Here is a 14679-nt window from a genome sequence, read left to right as displayed (position 1 = left end):
TAACCCCCTATTAACTCTCTACCGCTATTAACCCCTTACTCTTTAACACTTCAAGAAGCTTTACTACTTCCTGTTTTTCAACACCATATACTTTGCTAAAGTGCTCTATATCTAAGAAGCCGCCATTATTTACTATGTAATCCAATAGTTCCCTTTCAGTGATCTTTCTTACCGCGGGTCTAGATTGTGACACTCTTGACGATTGCTCTATTGGTGGGTGTGGTAAATCTGGCAATAGTTCCCTAACTTTTACTTCAGCCATTTTTTGCGCTTCATCCAAAATTTGTCTAGCTTGCTCATCTACTACCGCAGGAACTACTCCTCTATCATTTATTGCACCCGTTTCTACTGCTATGCCATTTACACTGCTTATGATAGAGTCTAAGGCTATCGCAACTTCTGGAGCAATTCCTTTTATTTGATCCTTCAAATCTCCTAATATTTTAGCAACGGGATATAATACTAAAGAAACGCCTTGCAGTTCTTGTACGGTATCTAGTTTTAGCCTAACTTTCTCAATAGCTAAGAATGCTGTATAAATTACCTTTATTATTCTTCTAATATCAGCTATTTCTTGAGCGTATATTTTAGCTTTTGCATCATCCCCTTCTACTTGTGCCCTTACTACTTTCTCAAATAATTCCTTATCTCTATCCTTTAACCTTCTTATGGCTTCTTCTAATCTGGTTTGTTGATCTTTTAATTTTAGTGATATCTCAGTGAGTATCTTACCTAGTTGAGCCTTTCGCCTCTTCTCATTGTTAAAAATAAATGGTAACTTATCAAACATCCTAACTCACTAGTTTAGTTAAAGAGTATTTATTACCTTTACCGGTATTGGCAATGGTATTTCCGATTTGGACTGATCGCTCTTTGCCTCACCTTGTTGTGAGGTAGACAAGGAGCCTAAAGGCTTAAGTTCTATAGATTCTTTATCCAACGAGTCTAATCTATCTAAAGTTTTTCTAATATCATCTCTTTCTAATGTATAACTATCCTTCGACTGCCTCAGAACTTCCATTGAACCTTTATACGCATTTTCTGGAATCTCAGATGAGATATAACTCATCTTTAGTGAGATCACCGCTTTATCTATATGAGCTAATTGATCTTCTATATCATTAAGTCTCGATTTTAATTTTCCTTTTAACTTGTTCTGGTCGTCCTTTAGCTTTAACATCTCAGTATCAAGTTTCCTTTTCATGTCATCATAATCGCTTTTAGGAATCTCTTGTTTATTGTATAATTCCTCTAACGCTCTCTGCCTTTTTCTAATTTTTTCCATTAGGCTTAATATTCTTATTGCTTCTGCTTTCCAATCTGGGAGAATTAATATACTATCTCCATCTAATTTTATCCTTTCTGGTCCAATAGTCAAGATAGAAGAACCTTGAGCCACCTCAATCCCAGTTATACTTCCATCTATCTCGCTGTATACGTGAATTAGGTATCCGAACTCCCTTCCATAAATGTCTTTAACCTTTTGTCCAATAAATTTCGTTAGTGCTTCGTACGATACGGGCATGGTAATACTCCTCAAAAATATTTGGTCTTTTAAGTAATACTTATAAAGATTGGGGCTCTTCAGATAGCGGAGACTCGTCATCTAATAGGAGCTTTTAACCTTCATCATCAACAGGGAATATTATGTGACCAAGCTTAAAAAGCATAGTGAACATTAATTATTATTTCGAATAGAGTTATGTCAACCCAAGCTCTTAGTAATATATCCTCGCAGCTTTCTCATCTAGTAGGCAACCTAAACATAGAGCCAATAAGCTATATACTAGTTCTTATAGGCTTCGCTCTTTTGCTTATCATTATAATAGGTGGTATAATTTATGGTTTAACGAAGGCAGCTAGAGCAGTTCCATCAATGTCAACTAAGGAGTTCATATTGTTCTTACTAGGAATAGCAATTTTCCTTGTATTGTTAGGGATATTATTGCCTTAAAGATAGAAATATTTTCCTCCATATTCCAATCCAAATTTATTTTCTATTTCTAATAGTTTATTATATTTGCTAGTTCTTTCTCCTCTTGCCGGTGCACCAGTCTTTATGAAATCTGATTCAATTCCCACTGCAAATTCTGCTATGAAATTGTCTTCCGTCTCTCCACTTCTATGGCTAGTTACTAACTTTATTGAGTTCCTTCTAGCAAGATTAGTAAATTCAAATGTTTCAGATATTGTACCGACTTGATTAGGCTTAACTATAACACCTTTAGTTGATCTCTTTTCTATACCTATTTTTAGATATTTTATATTCGTAGTATATAGGTCGTCTCCAGTGACGATTGTCGAATTTAGTTTATTTTGTAGTTCACTGAACATATCGAAAGAATTCTCTTCGAATGGATCTTCTAAGTACACTATGGGATATTCTTTAGCTAAGTCGAGGTAAAATTCAAGTAATTGATTGGGATTCAATTCTTTGCCATTTATTATATATTTCTCTTTCTTAGTATCGTAGAAATCACTCGCTGCAGCGTCCATTCCCATATATATTTTTCCTTTATAGCCTGCATTATTTATTGAAGTATATATCAGATCCAAGGCCTCTCTAGTCTCTTCTAAAGGTGGAGAGAATCCTCCTTCATCTCCAACTGCTGTGTAAATTTTACCATATCTCTCTGATATTAGCCCTTTTAGATTTCTATATACTTCTATGGCAGCGAAAAAAGCTTCTTTAAAAGTATTAAACTTAATTGGTACTATGATAAATTCTTGTATTTTTAGCTTATTTCCAGCATGTAAGCCGCCATTTATTATATTGAGTAAAGGTATTGGGATTTTAGGTAACCGAGGCCCAGCTATGTATTTAAAAACCTCTAGGCCCAAGGCCTTAGAAGCTGTTTTTAATGCAGCTATGGATGTTGCAATTATTGTGTTTCCTCCTAATTTAGACTTATTCTCAGTGGAGTCTATATCTATTAGTATTTTGTCGATTATACCTTGTTCTCTTACATCGATTCCGTGTAACGCAGGATCTATTATGTAATTTACAATATCCACAGCTCTCTTCACCGTAAGCCCATTTTCATCCCTGACTTCGATTGCCTCTCTTGTTCCTTTAGAAGCTCCTGCTGGCGCGTCTCCAAAGGATTCAACACCGTCATTAGTTCTTATGAAAACTCTTATGGTGGGATTGCCCCTAGAATCTATGATTTCTAATCCCTTAACCTTCTCTATGGAAAAACGGTTAATCATATTTACTGAAGTGAATTAGCAATAATTAAATGTTAACTCCTAGCATGGCCTCGATAGTGTTTTTAGCATATGGTTTACTTTCCCTCATTTTCTCTAGATTTTTAAAAGATAAAATAAGTAACGAACGACTATTTCTAGTTGCATGGTCTTTAGCACCTCATCTGGTAGGTTTAATATACTCACCTTCTGTTTTAATTACACTGCTGGTTTTGATGTCTTTATGCATTAATTTATTTATTGTTTATAAAGGGAGGTTTAGAATTATATACTCAGGAGTTACGTTCTTATTTATGGCAGTAATTATACAGATATTTATTAATCCTTTAACTGGATTATAGAACTGATGCCAAAAAAGAAACAAATTGACCCATACGTTTGTCCAAATTGTGGGACAAAGGTAGAGAAGGCACAGAAAACATGGCAACTAGTTTCACCTCTTCCAGATTCTTACGGCAGGATTACAATAACAGTTATGGGTTCTTTTGTTTGTCCGAATTGTGGCCATAAATGGAAATCTGTGGTGTCTAAGATAAAGGCAGGAGGTTCTTCAGTAGAGATTGAAGGTAAGAAGGGCGTTAAGAAAATAGAATCTAAGGATTCTGAGGAAAAAGCTAATGAAGGGGAGGTTATAGAATTAGACTTAAGTGATTTAGATGAAGATGAAGAAGAGTGATATAATCATTATTTTATTTATTGCATTGATATATATTTTAATGTTTTCTAACATCGTACAAAGTGCGAGCGTAGAAGGAGTTTCAATGTATCCCGTATTTCAAAATGGTGCATTAACTTTTTACGTTAAACCAATTTCCATTAATGTAGGTAATGTGATAATATATAAATCTCCATATTTTAATAACTACGTAATTCACAGAGTAATAGCCACAGATAATGGTTATTATATTACTCAAGGTGTAGACAAAATAACTAATCCGATACCAGATAATAGGATCGGACTAGAACCAGCTAGTGGTATACCGAAAAATTTAGTGGTAGGGAAGATAATAGAGTTTGGTAATTTTACATTTTCAATACCTTATCTTGGATACATATCCATACTTTTCTCATCTATTATTTAAGGTAATTTATTTTACCCATCTTCCTCAGCCTTAACACTCTATACGTTGGCGTTATAGTAGAAGGGTGATTAGCATAAGCTTGATCTAATCTTGCAATACTTGTATTACTAGGACTTTTTAGAAGTTGTTCTGGGTTTCTTTTAGCATCTTCTACGATGTTTTTGAGAGCTTCAGCAAACATATCTAAAGTTTCTTTACTCTCTGTTTCCGTGGGTTCTATCATTAACGCTTCTTCGATAATCGGTGGGAAGTATATAGTTGGAGCGTAAAATCCGCTATCAAGTAAGGCTTTGGCAACATCGTTAGCGCTTACTCCATAATTTTCCAATAACTGTTTCACGCTGAATACTACCTCATGTTTTCTATGTCTATTTGGTGCAATCAACTCTAGCTCTTTAACGTCTCTTAACTTAGCTATGAGATAATTGGTTGCCAAAGTGCTCATTTTTCCTACCATTTGAACACCTTGGGGTCCTAATCCTAATAGGTATGCGAAACTACGCGCTAAATTACCCACATTACCGTAAAATGTAGCTATCTTACCAACACTATTCTTCGGAATCTTACTTAATCTATACTTTCCATTTACTTTCTCTACCATTGGATATGGGAGGTAATTAACAAGTTCACCCTTTGCACAAATTGCTCCAGCTCCAGGTCCACCTCCTCCATGTGGAACAGCGAATGTCTTATGTAGATTTAAATGCACAATATCAAATCCCATATCCCCTGGTCTCGCAATACCTAATACTCCATTTAAATTAGCTCCATCATAGTATAGTATTGCATTTGCAGAATGTATTATCTTAGAGATTTCCAGGATATTCTCTTCAAATAATCCTAACGTATTTGGATTGGTTAGCATAAAACCTGCAGTTTTATCATTTACGATCTCTCTTAAGATGTCCATATCCACAAGCCCTTCTCCATTTGATTTCACATACATAACCTTGTATCCAGCCATTGCAGCACTTGCAGGATTAGTTCCGTGAGCAGTATCTGCGACTAGCATTGTATCTTTATAATTTCGATTGTGATCCTCATGATACTTTTTAATCATTAGTACTCCAGCGAACTCACCAGCAGATCCAGCAGGTACTTGTAAGCTACATTCATCCATACCAGTTATTTCACTAAACCAATTCTGAAGTTCGTAAATCATCTCTAGTATTCCTTGAACATGATCCTCATCTTCTAAAGGGTGATGTGATTCCGTAATCGCCGTAGCTTTTTCCTCAATTTTTGGATTATATTTCATTGTACATGAACCTAATGGCATAATTCCAACATCTACGCCAAAATTCATCTGAGATAATCTGATGAAGTGTCTTACTACCTCTAGCTCGCTTAAACTAGGCAGATTCGGTCCATTCTCCCTCAGTAGATTTTTAGGTATTTTCATTTCCTTTATCTCGCTTCTTATATCATCATCCTTATTTATCAAGAGACCTTGTCTAGTTGCACCACTATTGTTTAGCTCAAATATTAAAGGCTCGTTCCATTTAGCTTGTCTCCACACCATTTATCACCTCTTGTATCGTTGATACTAATAGATCTATTGACTTCTTATCATGAACTTCAGTTACACAAAAGAGAGATGTATAATCGGACAATTTTAGTCCCCCTTGTAGTTTTCTTTCTTTTAGTTTGTTACTTATTTTATCATAGTCTATAGGAAATCTAATTGCAAATTCCTCAAAAAAGTCCGACCTAAATTGCATGCTTACGTTATCTATTTCAGTCAACTTTTTAGCAGCGTAGTGACTTCTGAAGTAAATCTCTTCTGCAAGCTCTCTCATTCCCTCTTTTCCTAACAAGCTTAAATAGACGGCATTAGCTATAGCAAGTAAGGCTTCGTTTGTAGTTATGTTAGATGTTGCCTTTTCCCTCTTGATGAATTGTTCCCTAGTTTGAAGAATTAGCGTAAATCCCATTTTGCCATTTATGTCTTTTGTAATTCCCACTATTCTACCTGGCATTTGTCTTACCAAACTCATATCCCATCTTACTGCAAATACTCCCATTAAAGGTCCTCCAAAATTCAATGGAAGCCCTAATTCTTGACCATCACCTACAACTATATCAGCTTCGTAGCTTCCAGGTGGCTTTATTAGACCAAGTGAAAGTGGATTAACTCCTACAATACTTAATGCTCTTTTATGTTTAGCAACATCAATTACATGTTCAATATTACTTTCAAAGATCCCAAAGAAATTTGGTTGTTGTATATATATTGCAGATATGTCATCGATATTAGATTTCTTCTCCAGATCCTCTAAATCAAGTTCGCCATAATTCTTGTCATATTTAACTTCCTCTATTTTTATCCCCTTTCCTTGAATCCATGTTCTTAGTACTTCTTTATGAAACGGGTTAGCATTTTCAGGGACCAATACAGTCTTTTTCCCATTTATTCTATTAGCCATTAGAACGGCCTCAGCTAAAGCTGAACCCCAATCATACATTGAAGCGTTAACTACATCCATGTCTAGTAGCTCAGCCATTAAACTTTGATATTCAAACAATGCTTGTAATAGGCCTTGAGAAATTTCTGGTTGATACGGAGTATATGATGTATAAAACTCTGATCTACCTATGATAAATTTCACGACATTAGGGATGTAATGGGGACAAATACCAGCTCCAATAAAAGGTGGCGCTTCTAGCTCTACGTTCTTCTTCACTTTTTCATTGATTTCTTTTTCAATTTCATATTCTGATAGTGGTTTGCCTTTTGCTACGTTCAATAATCTATTTATTTTGATTTCAGCCGGTATATCGTTAAACAATTCGTCAAGGGAGTTTACTCCTATCTCTTTCAGCATCTCATCTATTAGGTCTAGGTTTGGAAGCCAAGGATGCTTATACATAAGCCTTAATACAACTTTAAGACATTTTTAATATATGTTTGTTTCACCTTTCCATGACCTTGAGGAAAAGTTGAGAGCTAATTTTGGAGAATTCGCTGGCTGGGAAATGCCAATGAACTTCACCAGTTATGCAGAAGAGCATATGAGTGTGAGAAGTTCAGTAGCGTTTTTCAATTTATCTCATATGGGCAGACTAAGAGTTAAAGGTAATCCAAAGGAGTTTGAAATGTTAGTAGCTAAGGAAGTTAGCAAGACGAATTCTGGAAATATGATAGGGCCTACTGCATTTTTGAACGATAAGGCTGGCTTTAAAGATGATGTAATGGTTTATAAAGTATCTGAAAATGAATGGTTAATTGTAACGAATGCAATAAATAGAGAGAAAATTGTAAATTGGATAAAATCCAATTCAAATTTGGATGTAGAAGATTTAACATTCAAATACGGCATGATTGCTATTCAAGGTAGGAAATTAGAAGAAATTTTAGGTAAAAATGAATTAAAACCATTAGAATTTAAGCTTAATACTAAATTTATGGGATATGACGTTTTTTTAGTTAGCAAATCTGGATGGACAGGTGAGAATGGGTTAGAAGTTTGGGTTACATTAGATATTGGCAGACAACTAATTATGGATTTAGTGAAAATCGGAATAAAGCCTGCTGGTTTGATTGCAAGAGACAGTTTAAGGCAAGAGATGGGGTTTGTTCTTTATGGAGAAGATATTGATGAGACCATTACTCCGGTTGAAGCAAGATATTGGGTTTTCTCGCTGGAAAAGGATTTCATAGGAAAAGATAGCTTAGTTGAACGTATAAAGAGTGGTATCGAGAAAGTTAGGATAGGCTTTAAGATGAAAAAAGGCGAGAGGATTATACCTAGGCACCTATCTAAGATATATTCACTTGGAAATGAGGCAGGATATGTGACGAGTAGCACTTTTTCTCCTTACTTAAATAGAGTTATAGGTATGGGTTATGTAAATCCCAAGTACTTCTATCTAGGCTATAATCTTGCAGTGGAAATTAGAAGTAAACAGTATGATATAAAAATTGACGAGTTTCCATTTATCTAGGTGAATATTATATGAATGAGATGAAAGTAGGTAGATATGTAGTTTTGACAGATAGATTATATACGGAGACTGATGAATGGGTAGTACTTTCCAACGATAACGTGGTGGTGGTTGGAATAACTGATTATGCGCAAAAGAAGTTAAGAGATATAGTAGGAATTGAATTACCTCAGCTGCAGAAAGAGGTGAAGGCAGGAGAATCTGTGGGAGTTATAGAATCTGTAAAAGCTGCAGCAGATATTTTCTCTCCGTTAAGTGGGATAATAGTTGAGGTAAACAATAAATTACTTGAGCATCCAGAGATAATAAATAAGGATCCTTATGGTGAAGGCTGGATTTTCAAGTTAAAGGCGTCTAAACTATCAGAGGAAAAGGAAAAACTACTTAGCCCAGAAAAATATATTGAAAAAATAAAGGGTGGATGAATTGAGTGAAGCGTTTGAAATTAGGGAAAGATATGTTCCTCAGATAGGTAGACCATCGTATTTATTAGTGAGCTTACCAGATGCTGGCTTAGTGGGTAGTATATCTGGAGAATTTTTGATTAATTCTCTAAATTTAAAAGAATATGGAGAAATTTACTCACACAAATATTTGCCCCCCATTTCTCATGTAGTTAACGGAGTAGCTAAGTCACCTATACGTTTATATCACTATGATAACTTCCTTTTACTTCATTCTTGGGTTGCAATCCCAGCAAATAGTATACATCATTTGGCAAATTTAGTTGTAGACTATGCAGAGAAATATGGGATACAGACGATAATATCGATAACCGGAGTCCCAGTGCCAAATAGATTAGAGTTAGAGAAGCCAACTCCCTATTGGGTGGTTAGTTCTGAGGATTTCGCTAAAGAGTTAGATAGTTTGAATTTAATGAAGAAATTTGTAGAAGGTTACGTAACTGGGCCCTATGCTCCTATTTTATTCGAATCTGCTAAAAAGTTTATCAGAAATTTGGTTATAGTAGTTGAATCATTTCTAGATTTGCCTGATCCCGAAGCAGCTGCAGTAGCCTTAGATATATTATCTAAGATGTTAGGATTTAAAGTTGATACTTCTTCCTTACTTAAAGAAGCAGAGGAAATTAGAGTAAGAATTAAGGGCTTGATGCAACAGACAAGACAAGAACTCCCAAACTACTCTGGATTGCGTCCATACACATATGCGTGACCTTCAATGCCTGCATACAAGGACTTATATGATATGGTAAAGTCAATGATAGAAAAGGAAATAAGCAGGATGGAGAAAGAGTTCCGAAGGATAGAGAGCGAAATTAAAGAGGAAATTGAAAAATACAACGTTCCCCTATATTCCTTTTATGAATCTGAGGATTTCTATTACTATTTGATCGACATTCCTAATGTTGACATATCTACAATATATGTAAAAGTTGAAAACAATAATAGTCTAAAAATCAGTTGTAAAGATAAGAGTAATAAGGAGTATGTTCTAAATGTAAAGGTACCAGAAGATGCTGATATTGACAGTTTATCTGTTACAAGAGTAAAATGGTTAGTTAAAATTACTGTAAAGCGTAGAAAAGATTAAGTATTAGCTTTTCTAAGAGTTTGAAAGACTTTTATAAACACTGTTTAAGAAAATAATATAGAGGGACTACTTTTGAGTGAGGAAAAAATAGCCAGGGATATAGAGACTAGAAAAGTCCAGAAATTAGGTTCTTCATCATTATTTATCACACTTCCAAAAAAATGGATAAATAAATGGAGCATAAAGCCGGGTGACAAGGTAATTCTTGAGGCCTTGGATGATGGTAGTTTAAGGCTAATAGCAGAGAAAGCTAAGTCTAACGCAGGGAAAAAGACAATATTAGTTGATGCAGACTCGTTAAAACAGCCATTAATTAATATAATTCCATGTCTATACATTTTGGGATTCGATGAAATAGTTTTTGAAACAAAGAAAGATTTCACTAAAAAGGATTTCGAAGATGTTCTCTACATATCTAAACATCTAGTTGGAGCAGAAGTCGTTGAGAATTCCGAGAAAAAAATCAAATTAGAGTGTTTACTAGATACAGAGAAAGTCGGAGTTGAATCCTTACTGAGACGTATATTAAATATTATCTCAAAAAGAATTGACGAAGTATCCAAGTTTCTAACTAATTTTAATACAACCCATCAAATCGGTATAACTAATAATGACGATTTAAGGAAAATATATTTGATGTTACTTAGGAGAATAATAGGAAATAAGTATCAATCCAGTAGTACGGAATATTATAGGAATTCATTTATTTTATTGAATATATCTATTTTGATAAATATAGATTATGTAGTGTCAAAGATTTCTGAACTTAGAGGTAACTTTGATGTTAGCCCGAGCCAGACAGATACGTTAAAATCGATTTTCACTAGTATAAATGATGTATTAGATGAGATAGTGATGAGCGTCCTATTCCCTAGTGTAAAAAGAATATCAAATGGATTCAATCTAATATCGCAAATAAGACAAAATCTCTTAAAAATCAAGGATTCCTTACCGAGCTCATTTAATTTGTATTTAGAAGATTTAGTAAATCTATTAGAAAATGCTCTAAACAATTCCATGTGTGGGATTTTCTTAGAGGACTTACCTTGGATAGAAAAAGATTTAACGGCGTAAAAGGAGAGGATAGAGTATGGTAACGTTAAAAATAGAGGATTTACATGTAGAGGTTGAAGGCAAAGAAATACTTAGAGGTATAAATCTTGAAGTTAAGAGCGGAGAAATACATGCATTAATGGGTCCAAACGGGAGCGGTAAGACTTCATTGTCCTTGGCGTTAATGGGACATCCCAAATATAAAATTACTAAGGGAAGGATAACATTAGATGGTGAGGATATAACTAATTTAGAACCTCATGAGAAAGCTAAAAGAGGTCTTTTCTTGGCCTTTCAAAATCCGATAGAAATTGCCGGAGTTAGGTTATCGACACTTTTAGTTGCAGAGTACAATAAGGTAAGTGGTGCTAACGCTTCAGTAATGGAGGTAATATCAAAAGTTAAAAATATTAGCAAAGAAGTTGGAATAGCAGATTCTTTATTGAATAGGGGAGTGTTTGAAGGCTTTAGTGGTGGTGAAAAGAAGAGGGTAGAAATACTACAAATGCTTCTATTAAAGCCTAAGATAGCTATTTTAGATGAACCAGATTCTGGTGTGGACGTTGATGGACTTAGAATGATTTCGTATTTTATAAATAAGCTTAAGAATGAATTAAATGTTGGCTATCTAATAATAACCCATTATAGGAGAATTTTAGATCACATAAGTGCAGATAAAGTTCACGTATTGTATAGGGGGAAGATTATAGCGGAAGGAGGAATGGAACTAGCCAAATTAATTGACGAAAAAGGATATGAAGCAGTCCTAGAGAGGAATTCATAAGTTTATTTTTTATTAAAGATAGACTTATATTCATCTTTAACAGAGTTAAAGAATAGGTTATAAGTATGCAAGAAGATAAAATATCATTAGATCTTCATGAAATAATAAACGCTACTATAGACGCCAAGTACAATAAACTTAACCAGTTAGAATTTCATAGAAGAATAGTAGAATCGGGATTAAGCAGATCTACGATAGAGGAAATTTCCAGAATAAAGAAAGAACCAGAATGGATGTTAAAATTAAGATTAAAGGGCTTAGAATTATTCGAAAAATTACCTACGCCAAATTGGTTACCAGACGTTTTATCAAGTTTAGACATTTCAGCATTAGAACTTTACGTTAAGCCTGGTGTCGATAAAGCCCAAAGCTGGGAAGAGCTACCACCAGAAATAAGAAAATATTACGATGAATTAGGTATACCTGAAAGTGAGAAAAAGTTCCTAGGAGGTCTTGTAGCAGTATTAGAATCAGAACCAATTTACTCTAACGTTAAAGTTGAACTAATGAAAAAAGGAGTAGTAATGCTACCAATAGATGAAGCTGTGAATAAATATCCGGACCTTATGAAGGAGTACTTTATGAAGATATTTCCAGCCTCTGATCACAAGTTTGCTGCTTTACATGGCGCATTATGGAGTGGGGGTGTATTCGTATACGTTCCAAAGAATGTGAAGATAACAACACCAGTAGAAGGATTCTTCGTAATAGGATCGGAGCTTGAAGGACAGTTTGAGCACACTCTACTAATAGCTGACGAGGGATCGTATATCCACTTTATTGAAGGCTGTACAGCACCACAACTTAAGAAATACTCATTCCATGATGGTATGGTAGAATTATACGCAAAAAAGAACGCTTACATAAAGTTCACTACAATCCAGAACTGGAGCAAAAACGTGATTAATTTCAATAATAAGAGAGCATGGGCTGACGAAAATTCGACTGTGGAATGGGTTGAAGGATCATTAGGTTCCAAGTACAGTTTTGTATACCCGTCAACTATCCTTAGAGGGAAGAACGCTTCATCAACCAGTTTAGTAGTTACAATGACCAGTGGAGAGGGTGAGTGGAAAGATAGTGGTTCGAAAATGATCCATGCTGCACCTTATACTAAGAGCAAAGTGGTAAACAAAAATATTGGTTTCAATGGTGGTGTTAACGTATATAGAGGATTAATTAAAGTAAATAAAGGGGCAGTAGGTTCTAAGGCATTTGTGAAGTGCGACTCTCTAATGCTTGATGATAAAACTAAAGCCTACACGTATCCACATAATCAAGTGTTAGAGGAAGACGCAGACGTAGGACATGAAGCGCACACATTCAGAATGAATGAGGATCAACTCTTCTATCTAATGACAAGGGGTATAGATGAAAAAGAGGCGACTTCGATGCTAGTATTAGGGTTCATAGATGAGATCATGAAAGAACTTCCATTTGAGTACGCTACCATGTTAAATAAGGTTATAAAGTTAGAATTAGATAAGCTAGGTGCAGTGGCTTAAGTTGGGAGTAGTCGATATACAATTAGCTAAAAAAATAATTAATGAAAACTTTACACAAGATAGAGGAGAGAGGGAAAAAGCGTTTTCTTTGTATCTTTCTAAGCCATATCAATTGATACATGACTCACCAACTATCAAACATTATACTGAATGGGACTTATACGACTCATTAAACCTCAGTGACATTTCTAGGCAACAACTAAAATATAGTGAAACTGAAAATATAATTGAAATTATAGATGACACTATAACAATTCCGAAAAATAACATACAAGTAGATGACTTATTGAATGATAATGTTATAAGTAGTGATGAGCATAAATTAGTATCACTTGCCTATTCTCTCTCTAGGCGGATAACAATAAGTAACGAAGGAGAGTATCACGTTAGGCATGTCGTCAATAAAAACAAATATCTTTCACCTTCACATCTAATAATTAACGTACCTAAAGATAAACAAATCAAGGTAATTTATGAAGTTCTAAATCTTGGTGAAGGCTCCTTAATAACTCCAATCATATCTGTTGATATAGAAGATGATTCTACTTTAGATTTCCAATTTGTGAACTTCTCTAGCGATAACAGTCTTCTTTTCTCGTACATTAAGGCTAACATAAAAGGTACAATGCATTCATCAATATTTGTGAACGGTAATAAAATGGGTCATGTTCAATTTAACACTAGGCTAGAGGAGGGCAGTGTAAGTGAGTTCTCATCAAGAGCTTTTGGGACGCACAGCAATAAGATAGATGTAGTTAATAATGTCATTCATCTAGGCCAGAGGAGTGTAAGCAATGGCTTTATGAAGGCAATCTCCAACGATCAAGCGTTTACTGTGGTAAGGGGGATTGCAACTATAGATGAGACTGCAATTAACTCTTCCACATCGATAATTGGTAGATCATTAGTCTTAGGAAAAGATGCTAAAGCAGTAGTTTCTCCCATGCTTGAAGTAAAAACTGGCAGAGTAGTTATGGCTAAACACTCTGCTGCAGTAAGTAGGATAGACGAAAATCAAATCTTCTATCTACAAACTAGGGGGTTAAGTAAAAGAGAGGCTGAAGGGATTATAATAAGGGGTTTTATAATTGAAGAGCAAGATCCAGAGACGCTTAAGGATAGGATAGAAGAAATCTTGAAGTCTTTGGGATATTAGTTTCACTCAACTCCCTCTCTATTTGCTTATAATAGAAATTTTCCTATAATATACTACTTAACCGATTTATAAAAGAGGAAAATTGGTTAGAGTAATCACTTTTAAAGCAGAGGAGGAACTTTTAGTAAAACTAGATCTATTTGCATTAAATAGTAGAATGAGTAGAAGCGAAGTAATTAGAATGGCTATAGAAAAATATTTGGAAGAAGCCGCCGGCGGGATTCGAACCCGCGACCGCCGGCTATCTAGGCAGTAACTTACAAGGCCGGCGCTCTAACCAGGCTGAGCTACGGCGGCATTAAGAAAACTATCATATAATAAGATTTAAAGCTTATTGCGGTAAAGGAAGGAGTAAGTTTTTCCAATTCTCGTTTATTCTTCTTGTCTTTTTTATCT

Annotated in this window: 17 protein-coding genes, 1 tRNA gene and 1 pseudogene; 13 read left to right on the top strand and 6 right to left on the bottom strand. The window is 34.9% G+C overall.

The window, feature by feature from the left end; genetic code table 11:
• Positions 1–10 precede the first annotated feature (10 nt).
• Both cdvB and cdvA read right to left on the bottom strand, forming a co-directional pair.
• Positions 11–790, bottom strand: a complete 780-nt coding sequence (gene cdvB / locus J5U23_RS12375; protein WP_012711316.1) for a cell division protein CdvB — start codon at positions 788–790, stop codon at positions 11–13.
• An 18-nt stretch (positions 791–808) separates the two neighbouring features.
• A complete protein-coding gene (gene cdvA, locus J5U23_RS12370) occupies positions 809–1606 on the bottom strand; it encodes a cell division protein CdvA (RefSeq protein WP_280638386.1) in 798 nt (265 codons plus the stop codon).
• Between the two features lie 96 nt (positions 1607–1702).
• On the opposite strand from cdvA, the gene J5U23_RS12365 reads away from it, so the two are divergent.
• Positions 1703–1954, top strand: a complete 252-nt coding sequence (locus tag J5U23_RS12365) for a hypothetical protein (RefSeq protein WP_218266332.1) — start codon at positions 1703–1705, stop codon at positions 1952–1954.
• Here J5U23_RS12365 and eno read toward each other — a convergent pair.
• On the bottom strand, positions 1951–3210 hold the full coding sequence (gene eno, locus J5U23_RS12360) for a phosphopyruvate hydratase (RefSeq protein WP_218266331.1): 1260 nt from the start codon (positions 3208–3210) through the stop codon (positions 1951–1953). The two genes, J5U23_RS12365 and eno, sit on opposite strands and share 4 nt — an antisense overlap.
• Before the next feature lie 29 nt (positions 3211–3239).
• On the opposite strand from eno, the gene J5U23_RS15925 reads away from it, so the two are divergent.
• From J5U23_RS15925 to J5U23_RS12350, 3 genes are read left to right on the top strand one after another with little or no spacing between them, the layout of a single operon-like run.
• Positions 3240–3548, top strand: a complete 309-nt coding sequence (locus J5U23_RS15925; protein WP_244988794.1) for a hypothetical protein — start codon at positions 3240–3242, stop codon at positions 3546–3548.
• A gap of 5 nt (positions 3549–3553) precedes the next feature.
• Positions 3554–3883 (top strand): eL43 family ribosomal protein, encoded by a 330-nt coding sequence (locus tag J5U23_RS12355; protein ID WP_218258481.1) that lies wholly within the window; start codon positions 3554–3556, stop codon positions 3881–3883.
• Positions 3864–4289 (top strand): signal peptidase I, encoded by a 426-nt coding sequence (locus J5U23_RS12350; RefSeq protein ID WP_012711311.1) that lies wholly within the window; start codon positions 3864–3866, stop codon positions 4287–4289. The genes J5U23_RS12355 and J5U23_RS12350 overlap by 20 nt, the downstream gene beginning before the upstream one ends.
• Here the strand turns inward: J5U23_RS12350 and gcvPB are convergent.
• The gene (gcvPB, locus tag J5U23_RS12345) at positions 4282–5811 is read right to left on the bottom strand and encodes an aminomethyl-transferring glycine dehydrogenase subunit GcvPB (RefSeq protein ID WP_218258480.1); all 1530 of its coding nucleotides are present in this window, start codon (positions 5809–5811) and stop codon (positions 4282–4284) included. The genes J5U23_RS12350 and gcvPB overlap by 8 nt on opposite strands.
• Positions 5792–7159 carry an aminomethyl-transferring glycine dehydrogenase subunit GcvPA gene (gene gcvPA / locus J5U23_RS12340; protein ID WP_218266330.1) on the bottom strand — a complete coding sequence of 456 codons (1368 nt, stop codon included), beginning with the start codon at positions 7157–7159 and terminating at the stop codon, positions 5792–5794. Before gcvPA ends, gcvPB begins: the two co-directional genes overlap by 20 nt.
• Before the next feature lie 34 nt (positions 7160–7193).
• Between gcvPA and gcvT the strand changes: the two genes are divergently transcribed.
• The 9 genes and pseudogenes from gcvT to J5U23_RS16045 all read left to right on the top strand — a co-directional run.
• A complete protein-coding gene (gene gcvT / locus J5U23_RS12335; protein ID WP_218260848.1) occupies positions 7194–8234 on the top strand; it encodes a glycine cleavage system aminomethyltransferase GcvT in 1041 nt (346 codons plus the stop codon).
• Between the two features lie 11 nt (positions 8235–8245).
• Positions 8246–8659 (top strand): glycine cleavage system protein GcvH, encoded by a 414-nt coding sequence (gcvH, locus tag J5U23_RS12330; protein ID WP_218258477.1) that lies wholly within the window; start codon positions 8246–8248, stop codon positions 8657–8659.
• The gene (locus J5U23_RS12325) at positions 8652–9407 is read left to right on the top strand and encodes a proteasome assembly chaperone family protein (RefSeq protein WP_218266329.1); all 756 of its coding nucleotides are present in this window, start codon (positions 8652–8654) and stop codon (positions 9405–9407) included. Before gcvH ends, J5U23_RS12325 begins: the two co-directional genes overlap by 8 nt.
• 6 nt (positions 9408–9413) lie before the next feature.
• On the top strand, positions 9414–9785 hold the full coding sequence (locus J5U23_RS12320; RefSeq protein ID WP_218258475.1) for an alpha-crystallin domain-containing protein: 372 nt from the start codon (positions 9414–9416) through the stop codon (positions 9783–9785).
• A 72-nt stretch (positions 9786–9857) separates the two neighbouring features.
• On the top strand, positions 9858–10859 hold the full coding sequence (locus J5U23_RS12315) for an AbrB/MazE/SpoVT family DNA-binding domain-containing protein (protein WP_218258474.1): 1002 nt from the start codon (positions 9858–9860) through the stop codon (positions 10857–10859).
• 16 nt (positions 10860–10875) lie between these two features.
• Positions 10876–11622 (top strand): Fe-S cluster assembly ATPase SufC, encoded by a 747-nt coding sequence (gene sufC, locus J5U23_RS12310; protein ID WP_012711303.1) that lies wholly within the window; start codon positions 10876–10878, stop codon positions 11620–11622.
• A 65-nt stretch (positions 11623–11687) separates the two neighbouring features.
• The gene (gene sufB / locus J5U23_RS12305; RefSeq protein WP_012711302.1) at positions 11688–13127 is read left to right on the top strand and encodes a Fe-S cluster assembly protein SufB; all 1440 of its coding nucleotides are present in this window, start codon (positions 11688–11690) and stop codon (positions 13125–13127) included.
• Positions 13114–14283, top strand: a complete 1170-nt coding sequence (locus J5U23_RS12300; protein ID WP_218258473.1) for a SufD family Fe-S cluster assembly protein — start codon at positions 13114–13116, stop codon at positions 14281–14283. The genes sufB and J5U23_RS12300 overlap by 14 nt, the downstream gene beginning before the upstream one ends.
• 82 nt (positions 14284–14365) lie before the next feature.
• Positions 14366–14479, top strand: a pseudogene (locus J5U23_RS16045) (ribbon-helix-helix protein, CopG family); the annotation flags it as partial.
• A gap of 11 nt (positions 14480–14490) precedes the next feature.
• On the opposite strand, the gene J5U23_RS12290 reads toward J5U23_RS16045, so the two are convergent.
• Positions 14491–14580: transfer RNA gene (locus tag J5U23_RS12290), tRNA-Thr, on the bottom strand.
• Positions 14581–14679: the final 99 nt, after the last annotated feature.

Source organism: Saccharolobus shibatae B12, from assembly GCF_019175345.1.
GTDB classification, from domain to species: Archaea; Thermoproteota; Thermoprotei_A; order Sulfolobales; family Sulfolobaceae; genus Saccharolobus; species Saccharolobus shibatae.
This window is presented reverse-complemented; position numbering and strand designations above follow the sequence as displayed.

What these genes read in the sequence shown, in the direction of transcription:
- cdvB (WP_012711316.1), bottom strand. Translation starts at nt 790, where the DNA reads ATGTTTGATAAGTTACCATTTATTTTTAACAATGAGAAGAGGCGAAAG.
- cdvA (WP_280638386.1), bottom strand. Translation starts at nt 1,606, where the DNA reads ATGACGAGTCTCCGCTATCTGAAGAGCCCCAATCTTTATAAGTATTAC.
- J5U23_RS12365 (WP_218266332.1), top strand. Translation starts at nt 1,703, where the DNA reads ATGTCAACCCAAGCTCTTAGTAATATATCCTCGCAGCTTTCTCATCTA.
- eno (WP_218266331.1), bottom strand. Translation starts at nt 3,210, where the DNA reads ATGATTAACCGTTTTTCCATAGAGAAGGTTAAGGGATTAGAAATCATA.
- J5U23_RS15925 (WP_244988794.1), top strand. Translation starts at nt 3,240, where the DNA reads ATGTTAACTCCTAGCATGGCCTCGATAGTGTTTTTAGCATATGGTTTA.
- J5U23_RS12355 (WP_218258481.1), top strand. Translation starts at nt 3,554, where the DNA reads ATGCCAAAAAAGAAACAAATTGACCCATACGTTTGTCCAAATTGTGGG.
- J5U23_RS12350 (WP_012711311.1), top strand. Translation starts at nt 3,864, where the DNA reads ATGAAGATGAAGAAGAGTGATATAATCATTATTTTATTTATTGCATTG.
- gcvPB (WP_218258480.1), bottom strand. Translation starts at nt 5,811, where the DNA reads ATGGTGTGGAGACAAGCTAAATGGAACGAGCCTTTAATATTTGAGCTA.
- gcvPA (WP_218266330.1), bottom strand. Translation starts at nt 7,159, where the DNA reads ATGTATAAGCATCCTTGGCTTCCAAACCTAGACCTAATAGATGAGATG.
- gcvT (WP_218260848.1), top strand. Translation starts at nt 7,194, where the DNA reads ATGTTTGTTTCACCTTTCCATGACCTTGAGGAAAAGTTGAGAGCTAAT.
- gcvH (WP_218258477.1), top strand. Translation starts at nt 8,246, where the DNA reads ATGAATGAGATGAAAGTAGGTAGATATGTAGTTTTGACAGATAGATTA.
- J5U23_RS12320 (WP_218258475.1), top strand. Translation starts at nt 9,414, where the DNA reads ATGCCTGCATACAAGGACTTATATGATATGGTAAAGTCAATGATAGAA.
- sufC (WP_012711303.1), top strand. Translation starts at nt 10,876, where the DNA reads ATGGTAACGTTAAAAATAGAGGATTTACATGTAGAGGTTGAAGGCAAA.
- sufB (WP_012711302.1), top strand. Translation starts at nt 11,688, where the DNA reads ATGCAAGAAGATAAAATATCATTAGATCTTCATGAAATAATAAACGCT.